Annotated in this window: 14 protein-coding genes and 1 riboswitch; of the genes, 3 read left to right on the top strand and 11 right to left on the bottom strand. The window is 35.4% G+C overall.

Features of this window, described 5'->3' with window-relative positions:
• Positions 1–23 precede the first annotated feature (23 nt).
• The 4 genes from AC1Q8L_RS25005 to AC1Q8L_RS24990 all read right to left on the bottom strand — a co-directional run bounded on the left by AC1Q8L_RS25005 (position 24) and on the right by AC1Q8L_RS24990 (position 3,183).
• Entirely contained in the window at positions 24–260 is a 237-nt protein-coding gene (locus AC1Q8L_RS25005) for a YiaA/YiaB family inner membrane protein (RefSeq protein ID WP_001254393.1), read from the bottom strand.
• A 372-nt stretch (positions 261–632) separates the two neighbouring features.
• Positions 633–1,487 (bottom strand): MetQ/NlpA family ABC transporter substrate-binding protein, encoded by an 855-nt coding sequence (locus tag AC1Q8L_RS25000; protein WP_000721596.1) that lies wholly within the window; start codon positions 1,485–1,487, stop codon positions 633–635.
• A 21-nt stretch (positions 1,488–1,508) separates the two neighbouring features.
• A complete protein-coding gene (locus AC1Q8L_RS24995; RefSeq protein ID WP_001261862.1) occupies positions 1,509–2,174 on the bottom strand; it encodes a methionine ABC transporter permease in 666 nt (221 codons plus the stop codon).
• Entirely contained in the window at positions 2,164–3,183 is a 1,020-nt protein-coding gene (locus AC1Q8L_RS24990) for a methionine ABC transporter ATP-binding protein (protein ID WP_000622973.1), read from the bottom strand. The genes AC1Q8L_RS24995 and AC1Q8L_RS24990 overlap by 11 nt, the downstream gene beginning before the upstream one ends.
• 122 nt (positions 3,184–3,305) lie before the next feature.
• Positions 3,306–3,411: riboswitch (SAM riboswitch) on the bottom strand.
• 242 nt (positions 3,412–3,653) lie between these two features.
• Between AC1Q8L_RS24990 and AC1Q8L_RS24985 the strand changes: the two genes are divergently transcribed.
• Entirely contained in the window at positions 3,654–4,211 is a 558-nt protein-coding gene (locus tag AC1Q8L_RS24985) for a cysteine hydrolase family protein (protein ID WP_000844908.1), read from the top strand.
• A 99-nt stretch (positions 4,212–4,310) separates the two neighbouring features.
• Here AC1Q8L_RS24985 and AC1Q8L_RS24980 read toward each other — a convergent pair whose 3' ends face one another.
• The 7 genes from AC1Q8L_RS24980 to pcrB all read right to left on the bottom strand — a co-directional run bounded on the left by AC1Q8L_RS24980 (position 4,311) and on the right by pcrB (position 14,775).
• Positions 4,311–5,459, bottom strand: a complete 1,149-nt coding sequence (locus tag AC1Q8L_RS24980; RefSeq protein ID WP_001035908.1) for an acyltransferase — start codon at positions 5,457–5,459, stop codon at positions 4,311–4,313.
• A gap of 558 nt (positions 5,460–6,017) precedes the next feature.
• Positions 6,018–7,565 (bottom strand): L-glutamate gamma-semialdehyde dehydrogenase, encoded by a 1,548-nt coding sequence (pruA, locus tag AC1Q8L_RS24975; RefSeq protein WP_000259555.1) that lies wholly within the window; start codon positions 7,563–7,565, stop codon positions 6,018–6,020.
• 154 nt (positions 7,566–7,719) lie between these two features.
• A complete protein-coding gene (locus tag AC1Q8L_RS24970; protein WP_000391979.1) occupies positions 7,720–8,490 on the bottom strand; it encodes a TSUP family transporter in 771 nt (256 codons plus the stop codon).
• A 96-nt stretch (positions 8,491–8,586) separates the two neighbouring features.
• Complete coding sequence (locus AC1Q8L_RS24965) at positions 8,587–9,783, bottom strand: CamS family sex pheromone protein (RefSeq protein ID WP_000717011.1); 1,197 nt, start codon at positions 9,781–9,783, stop codon at positions 8,587–8,589.
• A gap of 16 nt (positions 9,784–9,799) precedes the next feature.
• Positions 9,800–11,809, bottom strand: coding sequence for an NAD-dependent DNA ligase LigA (gene ligA / locus AC1Q8L_RS24960; RefSeq protein ID WP_000031418.1), 2,010 nt, complete (start codon positions 11,807–11,809; stop codon positions 9,800–9,802).
• Positions 11,810–11,823: 14 nt separating this feature from the next.
• On the bottom strand, positions 11,824–14,073 hold the full coding sequence (gene pcrA / locus AC1Q8L_RS24955; protein ID WP_002094226.1) for a DNA helicase PcrA: 2,250 nt from the start codon (positions 14,071–14,073) through the stop codon (positions 11,824–11,826).
• A 12-nt stretch (positions 14,074–14,085) separates the two neighbouring features.
• A complete protein-coding gene (gene pcrB / locus AC1Q8L_RS24950) occupies positions 14,086–14,775 on the bottom strand; it encodes a heptaprenylglyceryl phosphate synthase (protein WP_000272109.1) in 690 nt (229 codons plus the stop codon).
• A 294-nt stretch (positions 14,776–15,069) separates the two neighbouring features.
• Between pcrB and AC1Q8L_RS24945 the strand changes: the two genes are divergently transcribed.
• Together AC1Q8L_RS24945 and AC1Q8L_RS24940 are read left to right on the top strand one after the other, a co-directional pair.
• On the top strand, positions 15,070–15,447 hold the full coding sequence (locus AC1Q8L_RS24945; protein ID WP_000812341.1) for a YgaP family membrane protein: 378 nt from the start codon (positions 15,070–15,072) through the stop codon (positions 15,445–15,447).
• A 219-nt stretch (positions 15,448–15,666) separates the two neighbouring features.
• The gene (locus AC1Q8L_RS24940) at positions 15,667–16,512 is read left to right on the top strand and encodes an SPFH domain-containing protein (RefSeq protein WP_000660675.1); all 846 of its coding nucleotides are present in this window, start codon (positions 15,667–15,669) and stop codon (positions 16,510–16,512) included.
• Positions 16,513–16,521: the final 9 nt, after the last annotated feature.

The raw sequence follows: 16,521 nt of genomic DNA, 5'->3' as shown, positions 1-16,521 counted from the left end.
AGGCAAATGCCTTTCTTTACAATTTACTCTTTATCTAACGGTTTATTTTTCGGAAATCTCTCGTTATCTTCTTCATTATCACGAATTGTTTTTTGTAATACAAAACAAGACATCGTTAAAAATAATGTTCCAATTAAATAGTATCCTTTTACACTAAGCGTTTCATCTAACGTATAAATCCCAATTAGCATACCTGAAAGCGCACAAACAAATGAAGTCCATGCTAAAAACGTGAACGCTTGCGTATTACGTCTTCTCATCGTTCTCCCCCTCGTTAGCTGTATACCCATTATAGATAAGTATATTTACCATGATGGATTTTTATGTAAATTCTAGTTTTATATTTATAAATCTATCATAAAAGAATACTATTTCAAAGAAAGTTTTCTGCCTAATCTGAAAAAACAATCTAAACAATTGGTTTTTCAGATTACCTTACTGTTCGCTAGCTACTTTCATTCATAAAAAAAGACCAGAAAAACTCCTGGTCCATTACTCTACTTAACAAACATGGGATTCTATGTTATACAAAATTGGAAGGTACAGAATTAGGGTTTGTTTGTTAAGTAGATTATATGTTGAACGAACTAACAGCGGAGGGGTTCCTTCTGTTAGTCCATTAAACCCAATGATTATTTCACGATTTTTTCAAGCTCCTCAAGTGAAAGATCTACTGAAATTGAACCATCATTTGTTTCTTTCTTAATTGCATCTGTTACTTCTTTTGAATGGTATAATTCAATTACTTTTTTCAGTGTTGGATCATCTTTATCTTTCGTACGAGCTGCGAAAATATTAATATAAGGCTTCGCATTTTCATTCTTTGGATCTTCTAAGAAAATAGGATCCTTCGCTGGATCTAATCCAGCTTGACCAGCAACACCGTTATTAATAACTGATGCTGCTACATCTTTTAACACACGAGGTGTTTGCTGTGCGATAACCGGCGTGATTTTTAACTTCTTCGGATTTTCAGCAATGCCGCTTGGATCTCCAAATAGACCAAAATCCTTTTTCAGCTTTAATAATCCAGCTGCATCAAGAAGTTTTAATGCACGTGCTTGGTTCGTTGGATCGTTTGGAATTGCAATTTCTGAACCATCTGGAATTTCATTTGCCTTCTTATATTTTTCAGAGTATAAACCCATTGGCGCAATTTGTGTTGTACCAACAGCTGTAATATCTAACTTATGCTCTTTTTTAAATTGCTCTAAGAAAGCAATATGCTGAAATGAGTTTAATTCAATATCTCCATCAGCTAAAGCTTTATTTGGAGTTGTATAATCAGAGAACTCCACCAGTTTAATCTTAATCCCTTCTTTTTCAGCTTTTTTCTTCAAAATTTCCCAAGCGTCTCCATCCGTTCCAGTTACACCGACGCGAACTACTTTTTCTTTCGCTCCTGCACCCGTGTCTCCACTTGAGCAGCCACTTAATGCTGAGACTCCTACAATCGCTGATAATGCAAATGCTAAAATTTTCTTCATTTTCTTTTCCTCTCTTCCTTTTTATGATCTACGTAACAAGACTTTCGCAAAGTAGTTTCCTAAATTTTGAGCTATCTGTACGAGAATAATAAGTAAAACAACCGTTACAAACATAACTGATGTATCAAAACGTTGATAACCATATGTCATTGCCAAGTCACCAAGACCGCCACCACCGACAAGCCCAGCAACTGCAGAAAATTCAATTAAACCAACTGTCATAAATGTGATACCTAAGATTAATGGTGCTAACGCTTCTGGTACAAGGATTTCAAAAACGATTCTAATTGGCGAGGCGCCCATTGCTTGCGCTGCCTCAATTACTCCTTTCGGAACGGAAACAAGATTTGTTTCAACCATTCTAGCAATACCAATTGATGCGACTAACGTCATCGGGAAAATTGCTGCTGCTGTTCCAATCGTCGTTCCGATAACACTTCTCGTTAGTGGACTTAACGCTACTAAAAAGATAATGAATGGTACCGGACGAATTGTATTAATTATGATGTTAAGAATAGAAAAGACCCATTTATTTTCTAAAAAGTTTCCTTTTCTCGTTACATATAAAAGTAAACCTAGCGGTATACCAAGAATTGTAGCGAATATAAGGGTTACAATTACCATTAAGAGGGTATCCCCCGTCGCATCTAGTATGCGCGGCCAAAATATACTCCAATCAACTCGCATGAGCTTCTACCTCCTTCAGCTGCACTTGCAGTCTTAGATGTTGTAATGCTTTTTGAATTTCCCTCTGCTCACCTTGCAATTCTACAAGCAGATTTCCAAATAGCACATTTTGAAGTTCAATAATATTTCCGTACAGTACATTTACATCGACGTTATAGTTTTTTGCGATATATGATAGTACCGGCTGCCCTGTCTCCTCACCAGTAAATGTTAGACGATAAATTTGACCACCATTTTGAATTTTCGCTAGAACACTTTCTGGTAAATGATCATTAATAACAGAACGTACAAAGTTTTGAGTCGTCTTTGTTTTTGGTTGCGTGAAAACATCGAACAGTTTTCCTTCTTCAATAACTTTTCCCTTCTCCATTACAGCTACACGGTGACAAATTTCTTTCACAACATGCATTTCATGTGTAATAAGAAGAATTGTTAAATTGTATTCTCGATTTACTTTCTTTAATAAGTTTAGAATTTCTGTCGTCGTTTCTGGATCTAAGGCTGATGTTGCCTCATCACATATAAGAATATCTGGCGATGTCGCAAGTGCTCTAGCAATACCAACACGTTGCTTTTGTCCCCCTGATAGCTGTTCTGGATAATAGTTTGCTTTATCTTCTAACCCTACAAACTTCAGCAGTTCATTCACTCGTTCCTTTATCTCGTTCTTTGGCAATTTCGCTAACTTTAATGGATAAGCAATATTCCCAAACACTGTTCTTGAATTAAATAAATTAAAGCTTTGAAAAATCATTCCGATTCTTTGTCTTAGTTTGCGTAATTCTTTCGTCGATAATGATGTAATATCTTTATCATCTATTGCAATCGTTCCTGACGTTGGTCTCTCTAACATATTTACTAAGCGTAATAATGTACTCTTTCCAGCGCCACTAAAACCGATAATGCCAAAAATTTCGCCTTTCTCAACTGATAATGTTACATCCTCCACCGCATGAACAGATTGCCCAGCTGATTCATACACTTTACTTACATTGTTAAAAGAAATCATTTTTCCCCTCCTATATGCTGTAAAAACTTGAAGTAGAGCTTTCGAGGTAAAATAAAAAGTGCTCTCCTTCTTATCAACCATAAAGATAAGAAGGAGAGCACTTATATGTACTCGTTCACATCTTCTCATCTTCCAAGCCTTTATATGGCTTGCTGGAGTTAGCACGGTATTAAAAAACCCGTTGCTGAGGTATCGTAGGGCCAGTCCCTCCACCTCTCTGGATAAGAATGTATCGATTTAATTGTCATTTAATTAATTCTCATTATAGAACTCAGAATAATAAGAGTCAATACATTTTTTAGAAAAATATTAATTATTCCTTTATTAAAATTTTCAGATGAAAATTCATGAGAAAATAGTAACTTTCAAGGTTATTTAAAATTCTTCTTCCTCATATTTTTAAACAGGAGAATCCTCTCTACAAATTGAATAAATTTATTTGAATATGAAACTCGGAGGCAGATAAATATATGAAAACAGCTCTTTTACTCGTCGATATTCAAAACGATTATTTTCCAAATGGAAAGATGGAATTGCGTAATCCAGTAGAAGCAAGCGAATATGCTAATCAGTTATTACAACACTTTAGAACAAACAGCGAACCTATTTTTCATATCCAGCACGTAGCTATAAAAGATGACGCTACTTTTTTCCTACCTAATACAGAAGGTGTACATATTCACGAAAGCGTACGTCCACTTAGAGAAGAAACCGTTATAGTCAAACATTATCCAAATAGCTTCCGAGAAACTAATCTTCTAGAGCAATTACAGCGTTTAGACATTGAACATGTCGTCGTATGCGGGATGATGACTCATATGTGTATTGATGCTACAGTAAGGGCTGCATTCGATTTTGGCTTTCAATGTACCGTTATACATGATGCTTGTGCTACAAAAGACCTTTCTTTTAAGAACGCTACTATACCAGCTGTTTATATTCATAATACAATTTTAGCAAGTTTGAATAATATATATGCGGAAATACTTAGCAAAAAAGAGTTTGTCCAAAGAAAAAAATCCTTTTGAAAATTCAAAAGGATTTTTTTCGACTATATTATATTTACCATCTATTCATGCCCTATTTTGAGGAATTCATATTCTACTTATAAAAACCTCACTAATTATTTACATTGATACATTATCATTTTTAATATCTTTTGATTGAGTCCAATTTCCCCATAAAAATTGAATATTACATGTACGAGAAGCTTCCTTAAAACTCATTCCTGTTAATGGATAACATGTGATTTTTATACTTGCAAAAATTATAATTGCTATCATTGTTATAACTGTAATTATTATGAAAGCAACTAATAACATCCAAATTGATTGCGCTGGCCAAATATTCAATCTATTCCCAATATATACAACTACTAAATTATGCATTAAATACACACCAAATGAAAAAGCAGATAAAATTTGTATCCACTTAAACATAAACGGATTCATTGAGTAATTTCTAAAATACTCTTTTACTAATAAGAAGATTGAACCTGAAAGCATTACTTCGAATACTCTAACGTATGCCTTAAAATCCTCAGAGTATTCCCCTATTTTAACCGTTGCATACCAAGTACCCAATATAATTAAAAATGTATCTATAACGATTATGGATAGTAACAACCTTTTGGATACCTTCTTCTCATATGTCATTAAATAATAACCTATGAGGAAATACCCTATATATCCGCCTAAAAAGTTCATATCAAAATTAGGATACAACGTAAATATTGGTTTTAATTCATTTGGAACTAGTACTGCAATTGTTGGCAATAGCGAACTTACTATAAACCAAAGAATTAACATGTACTTTATAAGCTCTTTACTTAAAGCATCTACCATTTTCTTCAAAAGAGGAGAAAGAATATACAAAGGAATAATGGCATACATAAACCAAAGATGTACTGTCGCTGCTTGATTCGGCATGTATAAAATACTCTTAATAACATTTGTTATTTGTATCGGCCTTGGCGTAAAGTATAACACAGCAATAGTTGACCATATAATAAATGGCACAATTAATTTTGGCAAACGTTCTGTATAAGTTATTTTAAGTGATTCCGTTTTACTACTCCTCATTAACATCGCACCAGAAATCATAAAGAAGATAGGTACACTCGTACTAAATACAGTTGTCAGTGCATTCGTTATATGCCAAGTACCCGAACCGATATTCCCCCGTAAACTTCCTGCAGCAGTATGAAGAAACACTACCGCAAACATCGAAAATACACGTAGTACGTCAACATATTCAACATAATTCTTTTTATTCATCTAACAATCATCCCTTCCCACATAACATTTCCCCTCACCACTTTTGTCTTTTCCAAAAGTACAAATCTATTATGCCAGAATATAATAAATATTAAAACAATAATTAAAACTTAAAATCTCGATATTCGATTATAAAATCACTTAGTATACTATACAAAATCCTAAAAATAAATTTAATTTTTTTCTTATATATTTAATATTTTCCAAATCAACTACTTAAATAGAGAGTTTTTCTTCTATCTAATTATTGAAGATTCCGAAATCAAGACTCTTGATCTATGTCAATAAAAAAACACTCCTTTCAGTGAGCAAAACCGAAAGGAGTGTTCCTTGTCGAACCATAGATTTTCTTTCAAATTGTATTATACAGGAAATTCTCAAAATGAATACTAAAAAATATGACTAATACGTCAATTTTTCTCATTATTTTATTTCTGTTTACATGTTTATCCCGCTATTAATAGGTTTTAGCTCATTCTCTTCGAACGACGGTAATATATGGGGTTTCAACTTTAAAAGGAGCTCTCCACACTTTGTGAAGAGCTCCTCTACTATTTCTTATAAAGTTTCAGAAGTAGTTTTTGCTTGCATGTGAAGTGCTAAGTAATCAGGTCCACCAGCTTTAGAGTCTGTACCAGACATGTTAAAGCCACCGAATGGTTGGTAACCTACGATTGCACCAGTACATCCACGGTTGAAGTATAAGTTACCAACGTGGAAGTCTTCACGTGCTTTTTCAATATGGTCACGGTTGTTAGTAATAACAGCACCTGTTAAACCGTATTCCGTATTGTTTGCAATTGCAAGTGCATGATCGAAGTCTTTTGCTTTACAGAATGCTACTACTGGTCCGAAGATTTCTTCTTTCATTAAGCGAGCATCTTCTGCAACATCAGCAACGATTGTTGGTTGGATGAACCAGCCTTTAGAATCGTCTCCTTCGCCACCTGCTAAGATTCTACCTTCTTCTTTACCAATTGCAACATAGCTCATTACTTTATCGAATGCAGCTTGGTCATTAACAGGACCCATGTTTGTACCTAATACTGCTGGGTTAGCAACTGTTAATTCTTTTGTTAATTCAACAGCACGATTTAATACGTGATCGTATACATCTTCGTGGATTACTGCACGAGAACATGCAGAACATTTTTGTCCTGAGAATCCGAATGCTGATGCAACGATAGACTTAGCTGCTAATTCAAGATCTGCTTCTTTATCAACAACGATTGTATCTTTACCGCCCATTTCAGCGATAACGCGTTTTAACCAAATTTGGCCTGGGTTTACTTTCGCTGCACGCTCATAAATACGGATACCTACATCACGAGATCCCGTGAAGCTTACGAAACGTGTACGAGGATGATCTACTAAGTAGTCACCAACTTCAGAACCATTACCTGGAACGAAGTTTACTACGCCAGCTGGTAAGCCAGCTTCTTCTAATACTTCCATAAATTTCGCTGCTACTACAGGAGTTGTACTAGCTGGTTTTAGTAATACTGTGTTACCAGAAACTAAAGCAGCTGTTGTCATACCTGCCATAATTGCGAATGGGAAGTTCCAAGGAGAAATGATAACACCTACTCCTAATGGAATGTAAGAGAAACGATTATATTCAATTGGACGGCTTTCTACTGGAATACCGTCTTTTAATTTTAACATTTGACGACCATAATATTCCATAAAGTCGATTGCTTCTGCTGTATCAGCATCTGCCTCATTCCATGGCTTACCTGCTTCTTTTACAAGAATAGCAGAGAATTCATGTTTTCTGCGACGAACGATTGCTGCAGCACGGAATAAAATGTCTGCACGCATTTCTGGCTTTGATTTTCTCCAAGTTTGGAATGTTTCATCCGCTACTTGCATTGCTTTTTCAGCTAACTCACGGCTTGCTTTTGAAACACGACCAACAAGTTCCTCTTTATTTGCAGGGTTTACAGAAACAATTTTGTCTTCTGTAGTGATTTTTTCTCCCCCAATAATTAATGGATAGTCTTGTCCAAGATAAGATTCTACTTTCTTTAAACCTTCTTCAAACGCTAATTTGTTAGCCTCCACTGAAAAATCTGTAAATGGCTCATGTTTGTATGCTACTACCATTTTTTTTAGCCTCCCCTTAGAAAAACGTTTACATTTTACAACATTATTCTACACGATAATTTAGATTTATTCAAATATTCCTAGACTTATATTTTAAAAATTAATAAATTTTTAAAATATAATAAAAAAAAGAGATTCATACATGCGTATGAATCTACAAAATATGAGTATATTCCAAAACATTTTTCCCGATCAATAATATAGTAACTAATAAAAATAAAGTCCTTACATATCCAACGCCTTTTTGAACCGCAAACTTCGATCCCAAATAAGCACCTAAGATCATTGATAATCCCATGATAATACCGTATTCAAAATGAATTATGTCTAAAAATAAAAAAGTAATTAAAGATACAATATTACTAACAAAGTTCAAAAGTTTTCCAGATGCTGCCGCTTGAATAAAATCCAAACCAATTAATAAAAATGCAAAAATTAAAAATGACCCTGTCCCTGGTCCAAAAAATCCATCATAAAATCCTATCATTAAAATAACAAAGAAAAATATTAATGTTTTTCTTTGCGTCATCTTCTTATAGGTAGACACACTTCCCCAATTCTTTTTTGCAATAATATAAATAGCAATAAATACCAACATTACAAGTACTAATGGGCGTAAAATATCCGATGGAATAAATTTTACTACTAAAGCACCTGCAACAGCTCCAACAATAGTTAACGGGATTAACTTTCCTACAATTTTAAAATCAACTTTTCCTGATCGAATGAAATACATCGCACTCGTAAACGTCCCCATTGTTGCCGCTAATTTATTCGTTGCAATTGCTGAAGCCGGCGATAAGCCAACAAACATAAGCGCAGGAAGCGAAATTAACCCTCCTCCTCCAACAACGGAATCAATGAAAGCTGCTAAAAAACCGAATGCAATTAATAAAATAATGACTTGAAAACTTAATTCTTCCATGAACTTTACCCCTTACCCCTATTATTTACAACATTTTAAATTATAACAAAATTACATAAGAAAAAAAGCTGTTCCATAGAGGAACAGCCTTCATATTTAATCTAAAATTTTCACAAGTGGTTCATCTTGTTTTGCTTCACGTATAATAATAGCTTCTGGGCGTTCTACAGATTTAATCGTTACTTGTACTTTCATATAATTCGGGAAGTATTCCATAACAAGCCCTGCCACATATTGTGTAAAACCAATTATTTCAGCTTTTCCATTAAACTGGACAGGAATATCAAGCTTCATTTCTCTTAATTCATCATCTCTATACATACCAGTACCAATAACAGCTGTATAGTCGCCTTGGAAATAATCGCTTAGTTTTGCCTTAAAGTTGGATACTCTTGCAAGATCTTCACGTTTATTATCTGTTTTCGCTTGCTCTGATGGGAACAAATAGTATTTCTCATTAATTTGTTTCCAATCTTCAACCGTTTCACTACCTTTTTCTACATTTGCATAAGAAACAAAGTTACCTGGTACGAGCGAAGACTTTGGAGATTGGCGATAAATCGCAAATGTTATCGGAATATTTTTTGTATCAGGTTGTTTTTGATGTATGACTTTCAAAATTTCTTGCGCCATTTTTTTCCCTTCAGCTAACATCTTTTCATCCGGGATTGCAGCTTCACGTGGATAACCATGCTCTTCGTTAAAATATTGAACAGAATTCATTGCTAATCCAACTACCATACCAACACGTTCCTCGCTGTTATCGCCTTTTTTCACATAATAATCATGCTCTAAAATATTTGAAATATATATTGGATTTTTTTTATTTTTCACTTCTAGTGATTCAGATCCCGTTCCTAACGCAGGGTTTAATCCTATATTAGGAAATTTAACTGCATCTTTTTTTAATTTGTCCTCTAGTTCCTTTTGTTCAGCATCTGTACGTTTTCTTTTAACAAGCATCTGTATCACTTGAGTATCTAGAGCACTTCCGCCTTTTAAAAAATTATCTTTCGTATTAAATGATTCTTTTGCAATTCGCATTAATCCTGTTTCAAATTCATCTATATCAAGACGACTATTTAGCCCTTGCACCACTAAACCACGTGCATTTCCACCATCAAATGGAATAGTCGTCTTATAATATTCATCCGAAATAGCGTATTTTGGAACAACTGATTGTTCTTTTGCTTTCCCCGATTTCTCAGCCACTTTTTCATCTTTGTCGGCACCTGCACTACACCCACTTACAAGTAGGCCCAGGCTTAATATCGCTAATGCTATTTTTTTCATGGTAAGTTTGCACCTCTTACTTATTTAGCTCTTGTAAGAACCTCTCTTCATTCCAAACCTCAACATTATGTTTCTCCGCTTGTGCTAATTTCGAACCAGCTGCTTCACCTGCAACAACCAAATCCGTACTCTTACTAACACTTCCTGTTACTTTTCCACCTAATGCCTCAATCTTCTTCTTCGCTTCACTTCGTCCCATAACTTCTAGCTTACCTGTTAAAACAACCGTTTTTCCTGCGAAGTAAGATTCAACATTTTGTAAATCTGCAATTTTTATACCTTTGTATGTCATATTCACGCCATACTCTTTAAACTGCTGTAATAATTCTAATACATCTTCATTATCAAAATATGTCACAACAGATTGAGCCATTTTTTCGCCAATTTCATTAATTGCTTTTAGTTCTTCTTCTGTTGCTTTTACAAGCTCATCCATCGTTTCAAAGTGCTCTGCAAATGTACGTGCTGCTTTCGCTCCAACGTGGCGAATTCCAAGACCAAATAATAATCGCTCTAACGAGTTTTCTTTAGAATTTTCAATTGCTTGTATTAAGTTTGTTGCTGATTTTTCACCAAAACGTTCTAACTGTAATAATTGCTCTTTCGTCAATGCATATAAATCAGCAAATGTACGAATATAATCTGCATCAAAGAGTTGTGTAATGACACGTTCTCCAAGTCCATCAATATTCATCGCATTTCTTGAAACGAAATGGATTAATCCCTCTCGAATTTGAGCCGGACAAGTCGGATTTATACATCGAAGTGCTACTTCTTCTTCTAAACGAACAAGTTCACTCTCACATGCTGGACAATGCGTTGGCATACGGTATTCTTCTTCTTCACCAGTACGCTTATCAAAAATAACGTTCACAACTTCAGGAATAATATCTCCAGCCTTCTTCACAACAACGTAGTCACCAATTCGAATATCTTTTTCACGAATCAAATCTTCGTTATGTAAAGAAGCACGGCGAACAATCGTACCAGCAACTCTCACTGGCTCTAGCTCTGCAGTCGGCGTTACAACCCCTGTTCGGCCAACACTTAATTCAATGCCTGTTAGTCTCGTTACAACTTCTTCAGCTGGGAATTTATAAGCAATTGCCCATCTTGGACTCTTCGCTGTAGTTCCTAGACTTTCTTGAAGAGCAACATCATCTACTTTTATAACGATTCCATCAATCTCATAATCAAGATGCGGACGTTTTTCTTGCCATTCTTCTACATAAGCTATAACCTCTTCGATTGTTTCACATGTACGGCGATTTGGATTTGTCTTAAATCCGAGTTCACCTAAGAAATCAAGCGATTCACTGTGCGATGGAATTGTTTTTTCTTCTACATTCGCAAGACCGTACACAAACATAGATAAGTTACGCTTCGCTGCAATTTTCGGATCAAGTTGACGTATTGAACCTGCTGCTGCATTACGCGGATTCGCAAATACGTCTTCTCCATTTTGCTCTTTTTCTTCATTTAGTTTAACGAATGAACGCTTCGGCATATAAGCTTCGCCTCGTGCTTCTAACGTTACTTCTTCATTTAAAAGAAGCGGGATAGCTTTAATCGTTTTTAAATTTTGAGTAATATCTTCACCCGTTACACCATCACCACGTGTCGCCCCTTGAATGAAGCGTCCTTTTTCATAATGAAGCGAAACGGCAAGCCCGTCAATTTTTAATTCACATATATATCTTACATTCGCACCATCAATTCCTTGACATACTCTTCTGTCGAAATCACGCAAATCCCCTTCGTTAAATGCATTCCCTAAACTTAACATTGGTGACTTATGTGTTACTTTTTCAAATATATCAAGAATAGTTCCCCCAACGCGAACGGAGGGAGAATCTTCACTCATAAACTCTGGGTTCTCTGCTTCTAATTTTATAAGCTCCTGCATATCACGGTCATATTCCGCATCAGAAACAGAAGGATTGTCTAATACGTGATATTGATAATTAAATGTATTTAACAAATCACGCAGTTCTTCTATACGTTTTTTTGCTATCTCTTTTGACATATCCTCATTCCTTTCTATTGTTTCGTCACAGGTGCAAATTTTGCTAACAAACGTTTAACACCAATTGGGCTTGGGAACGCAATATCTAATTCTTTTGCATCACCTTCACCTTTTACACTTACAACTGTACCGATTCCCCATTTTTGATGGGAAGCTTTATCGCCTACTGCCCAGCCAATTTGCTCACCGCCTGTCGTCTTAGCTGCTGGACGCGCGAAAGCTGAACGAGAGCGTGTTGTGGTTGTCGTTGTCATTTTACTGCTACTTGCTGTTCTGCCTTTTGCACCAAACGAATTTTCACGCTTCGGCGCTGTTTCATTTAATGATTCCACTAGTTCTGCCGGGATTTCTGTAATGAAGCGAGACGCAGCATTCATACTTGTTCTACCAAATAAAGTACGCATTTGCGCATTAGATAAATATAACTCTTCTTCTGCACGAGTAATACCTACATAAGCAAGACGACGTTCTTCTTGCATTTCATCCTCTTCCATAAGAGAACGAGTATGAGGGAATATCCCTTCCTCTAAACCAACAATAAAGACAACCGGGAACTCTAATCCTTTTGCTGAGTGCATCGTCATTAAAATAACTTCTTCACCAGCAGTTGGGTCTTCATCTACACGATCAATATCAGCAACAAGTGCTAAATCTGTTAAGAATGCAACAAGGCTCTTATCTTCACTTTGAGATTCAAATGTTTGCGTAACAGATAAGAATTCGTCTAAGTTTTCTAAACGACCTTCCGCTTCTAAAGAACGCTCATTTTTCAACATATCGCGATAGCCTGTTTTTTCAATAACTTCTTCTACTAATTCTGTAACAGATAAATACTCTTGCATATTTACCCAGTTGTGTAATAAACTTGCGAATTCTTTTACTGCCTTTGTAATTTTTGCACTTACTCCAACATGCTCAATCTCATCAAATACAGCAGTTAATGAAATTCCGTTTTGCACACCATAATTAATAATTTTATCGATAGAAGTCGCACCAATACCACGCTTTGGCATGTTAATAATACGTGCAAAACTAATTTCATCATCTGGATTACCGATTAAACGTAAGTACGCCAAAATATCTTTAATCTCTTTACGGTCGTAGAACTTAGTTCCCCCGACAATTTTGTACGGAATGTTAGATTTAAGGAAAATCTCCTCGACCATACGAGACTGAGCATTCGTACGATATAGCACTGCAAAATCAGTGTATTTTCGTTTCCCCATTTGAAGATCGTCACGAATTTTTTTCGCAACAAAATATGCTTCGTCCTTTTCAGTTGCGGCACGATAATACGAGATTTTACTTCCAACTTGATTGTCTGTCCATAATTTCTTCGGTTTACGATTCGTATTTTTTTCAATAACAGCATTCGCTGCATTTAAAATATTTTGTGACGAACGATAGTTTTGTTCTAACAAAATTACCTGTGCATTCTCATAGTCTTTTTCAAATGACAAAATGTTAGAAATATCTGCACCACGCCAGCGATAAATAGACTGGTCAGAGTCACCTACAACGCAAAGATTTTTAAAACGTGCTGCCAAATGTTTAACAAGAAGATATTGCGCTTTGTTCGTATCTTGATACTCATCAACATGAATATATTGGAACTTACGCTGATAAAACTCTAATACTTCTGGAACACGTTCGAATAGCTGAATCGTCGTCATAATTAAATCATCAAAGTCTAATGAATTATTTTTCAAAAGACGTTTTTGATACTCTGTGTATACATCGCTCGTTAATTTTTCATATGGATCAGCCATTGTAATTTTTTTTGCATATTTATCCGCAGATAACAATTCATTTTTTGCATTACTAATACCCGCTAAAATAGAGCGCGGCTCAAATTTCTTCGGATCAATATTGCGCTCTTTCATAATTTTTTTGACTACAGTTAGCTGATCACCTGAATCTAAGATTGTAAAGTTACGATTAATACCAATACGATCGATATCGCGTCGTAAAATACGTACACACATAGAGTGGAACGTCGAAATCCAAATATCTTCTGCTTCTGGTCCCACAAGTTTATCAATACGCTCGCGCATTTCACGAGCTGCTTTATTTGTGAAGGTAATAGCTAGTACATTCCATGGTGCTACACCTTTTTCACCAAGCAAATACGCAATACGGTGTGTTAACACTCGTGTCTTACCACTACCTGCACCTGCCATTAGTAGCAGTGGTCCATTCGTTGTTTGTACTGCTTTTTGTTGCTGTGGATTTAAACCGTTTAATAACTTATCTGTCATACTCATATACGCCTGCACCTACTCTCCTTTTACTGCTTTAACTGTTTTTAACGCCGATTTTATATCATCATAAATAATATTTCCAACAACTACTGTATCAGCATATTGCGCCATTTCTTTCGCCTGTTCTGCATTAGAAATACCACCGCCATAATATAACTTGGCTTGTTTCAATTCTGCTTTTACATTTTTAACAAGTTCAACATCTCCATACGTACCGCTATATTCTAAATAAAATATCGGTAAATGTAATAACTTGTCTGCTAAACGCGCATATGCAATAACGTCATCTTCTGTTAAATCACATTTCGCATCTGTAAGCTGGGCTACTTTCGCTTCGGGATTTAAAACACAATACCCTTCCATAAAAATTTCGTCCCAGTCCATAATATCCCCAAATTCTTTCAATGCCTCATGATGAACACCTGTTACCCATTCTACTTTTCGGCTATTTAAAACACTTGGGATATAATAAAAATCAAATCCTGGTGTAATTGCTTCTACATCAGAAACCTCTAATACACAAGGAACTGCATATCTACGAATGCTAACTAGCATGTGTAATACGTTATCAATTGTAACTCCATCACTTCCGCCTACAATAACAGCATCCGTTCCAGACTCACAAATCATTTCTAAATATTCATCGCTTAACTCCTTATTTGGATCAAGCTTAAATACATGTTTCCATCCGGAAATATCGTACATGAAAACACCCTTCCTTTTCTCTAGTTATATCTATAGTTCTGTTTAAAATAACAGTTAGTTTTTATCTTGATTTTTTAAAATAGCTATTAAATATTTTTCAAAAAGAAGGATTTAATTTCACCTTCTTTTTATGCATTCTTTCATTATAACAAAAAAAGCTACTGACACACACGCCGATTCCAACATCTTTTTCAACGTCAAATGTTGGATTACATATCCCAAAAATCACATGGGATACTAATAAGAGAAGTAGTATTTACTATTTCAATTTTCATAAAAAGGAGTGTTTTTCTAATGAAGCAAAACATCGGGACAATAAACGCTCTAATTCGAATTACACTTGGGCTTGTCCTCTTCGGATGTAGTGCAACTAAACTTGTACGCAAGCCGTGGTGCACTTGGTCTAACATTTTTCTATGGATTGGTGCAATGAAAGTTGCAGAGGGAATTGTTCGCTTCTGCCCTATTGTTGAAGCGTGGAAATTTGGAAAATACATGAATATGGGCGCATTTAAAATGCCTGGCATGAATTTTACTGAAAAAGGACATGCTAAAGAAGAAGTGAATCAAACTTCCGCTCATGACAAGCCAAAGTCAAAGGGAAGTTATGACGCTTCTGACAAAGAGATTGAGTCAGCGATTGAAGAAATAATCCTGGCAAAACCGCTTTGAATCATTTGTCACGATGCAAGATGCTCTCAAAGGGACTTAGCTGCTGCAGTGGGCGGTTAAGTCTTCTTTATTTTACCATAAAACAGAACGTATATTCTTATTTCTAACTTTAAAATGTACATAAAAGATATCAATCAATAAATTTCAGAAAATTAGGTGCATACCCCTTGCTTAAAATGATATAAAAGTGATATCATTTTTATATCAGGAGGCGATCATATGAAAGAAAAACAAGTATTTTATGTAAATGGTTTTCTCGGTATTATTGGAATTTTGATTTTAGCTGCTATCGGTGTATTTTTCCTTGCACAAGAAATTTTTGTAGGAGCAGCACTAACTATTATATTAGCGGCAATTCTCGCTACAGGTATCGGTATTGTTCAACCGAATCAAGCGAAAGTTATTACGTTCTTTGGTAATTATTTAGGAACAATTCGTCAAAATGGTTTATTTTTAACAATTCCATTCGCATTCCGTCAAACTGTCTCATTACGTGTTGAAAACTTTAATAGTAAGAAATTAAAAGTAAACGATGTTGAGGGAAATCCGATTGAAATTGCAGCTGTTATTGTATATAAAGTAGTTGATTCTGCAAAAGCAATGTTCGGTGTTGAACATTACGATCGATTTGTAGAAATTCAAAGTGAAACAGCAATCCGCCACGTCGCAACAAAATATCCTTATGACAATTTCCAAGATGAAACTTGCATTACGTTACGCGGGAATACTGAAGAAATCTCTGAAGAATTAAAGCGTGAGTTAGAAGCGCGCCTTGAAATCGCAGGCGTAGAAGTATTAGAAACTCGTTTAACACATTTAGCTTATGCAACAGAAATTGCCCATGCGATGCTACAACGTCAACAAGCAAAAGCGGTATTAGCTGCTAGAAAAGAGATTGTTGAAGGTGCTGTGAAGATGGCGAAGGATTCAATCCATATGTTAGATGAGGAAGGCGTACTTGAATTAGATGACGAGCGTAAAGCGAATATGGTAAACAACCTATTAGTTGCCATCGTTTCAGATAAAGGTGCGCAACCAGTTATTAATACAGGAAGCCTATACTAAGGGCTATAA

This window comes from Bacillus sp. GW823-FHT06A11 (genome assembly GCF_058795355.1).
The sequence above is the reverse complement of the archived record's forward strand: the minus strand, read 5'-3'. Positions and strand labels throughout refer to the sequence as shown.

Excerpts from the sequence above, each read along its gene's own strand:
- AC1Q8L_RS24985 (WP_000844908.1), top strand. The coding sequence starts at position 3,654 with ATGAAAACAGCTCTTTTACTCGTCGATATTCAAAACGATTATTTTCCA.
- AC1Q8L_RS24965 (WP_000717011.1), bottom strand. The coding sequence starts at position 9,783 with ATGAAAAAAATAGCATTAGCGATATTAAGCCTGGGCCTACTTGTAAGT.
- pcrA (WP_002094226.1), bottom strand. The coding sequence starts at position 14,073 with ATGAGTATGACAGATAAGTTATTAAACGGTTTAAATCCACAGCAACAA.
- AC1Q8L_RS24970 (WP_000391979.1), bottom strand. The coding sequence starts at position 8,490 with ATGGAAGAATTAAGTTTTCAAGTCATTATTTTATTAATTGCATTCGGT.
- AC1Q8L_RS24945 (WP_000812341.1), top strand. The coding sequence starts at position 15,070 with ATGAAGCAAAACATCGGGACAATAAACGCTCTAATTCGAATTACACTT.
- AC1Q8L_RS25000 (WP_000721596.1), bottom strand. The coding sequence starts at position 1,487 with ATGAAGAAAATTTTAGCATTTGCATTATCAGCGATTGTAGGAGTCTCA.
- AC1Q8L_RS24995 (WP_001261862.1), bottom strand. The coding sequence starts at position 2,174 with ATGCGAGTTGATTGGAGTATATTTTGGCCGCGCATACTAGATGCGACG.
- ligA (WP_000031418.1), bottom strand. The coding sequence starts at position 11,809 with ATGTCAAAAGAGATAGCAAAAAAACGTATAGAAGAACTGCGTGATTTG.
- AC1Q8L_RS24980 (WP_001035908.1), bottom strand. The coding sequence starts at position 5,459 with ATGAATAAAAAGAATTATGTTGAATATGTTGACGTACTACGTGTATTT.
- AC1Q8L_RS24940 (WP_000660675.1), top strand. The coding sequence starts at position 15,667 with ATGAAAGAAAAACAAGTATTTTATGTAAATGGTTTTCTCGGTATTATT.
- AC1Q8L_RS24990 (WP_000622973.1), bottom strand. The coding sequence starts at position 3,183 with ATGATTTCTTTTAACAATGTAAGTAAAGTGTATGAATCAGCTGGGCAA.
- pruA (WP_000259555.1), bottom strand. The coding sequence starts at position 7,565 with ATGGTAGTAGCATACAAACATGAGCCATTTACAGATTTTTCAGTGGAG.
- pcrB (WP_000272109.1), bottom strand. The coding sequence starts at position 14,775 with ATGTACGATATTTCCGGATGGAAACATGTATTTAAGCTTGATCCAAAT.
- AC1Q8L_RS25005 (WP_001254393.1), bottom strand. The coding sequence starts at position 260 with ATGAGAAGACGTAATACGCAAGCGTTCACGTTTTTAGCATGGACTTCA.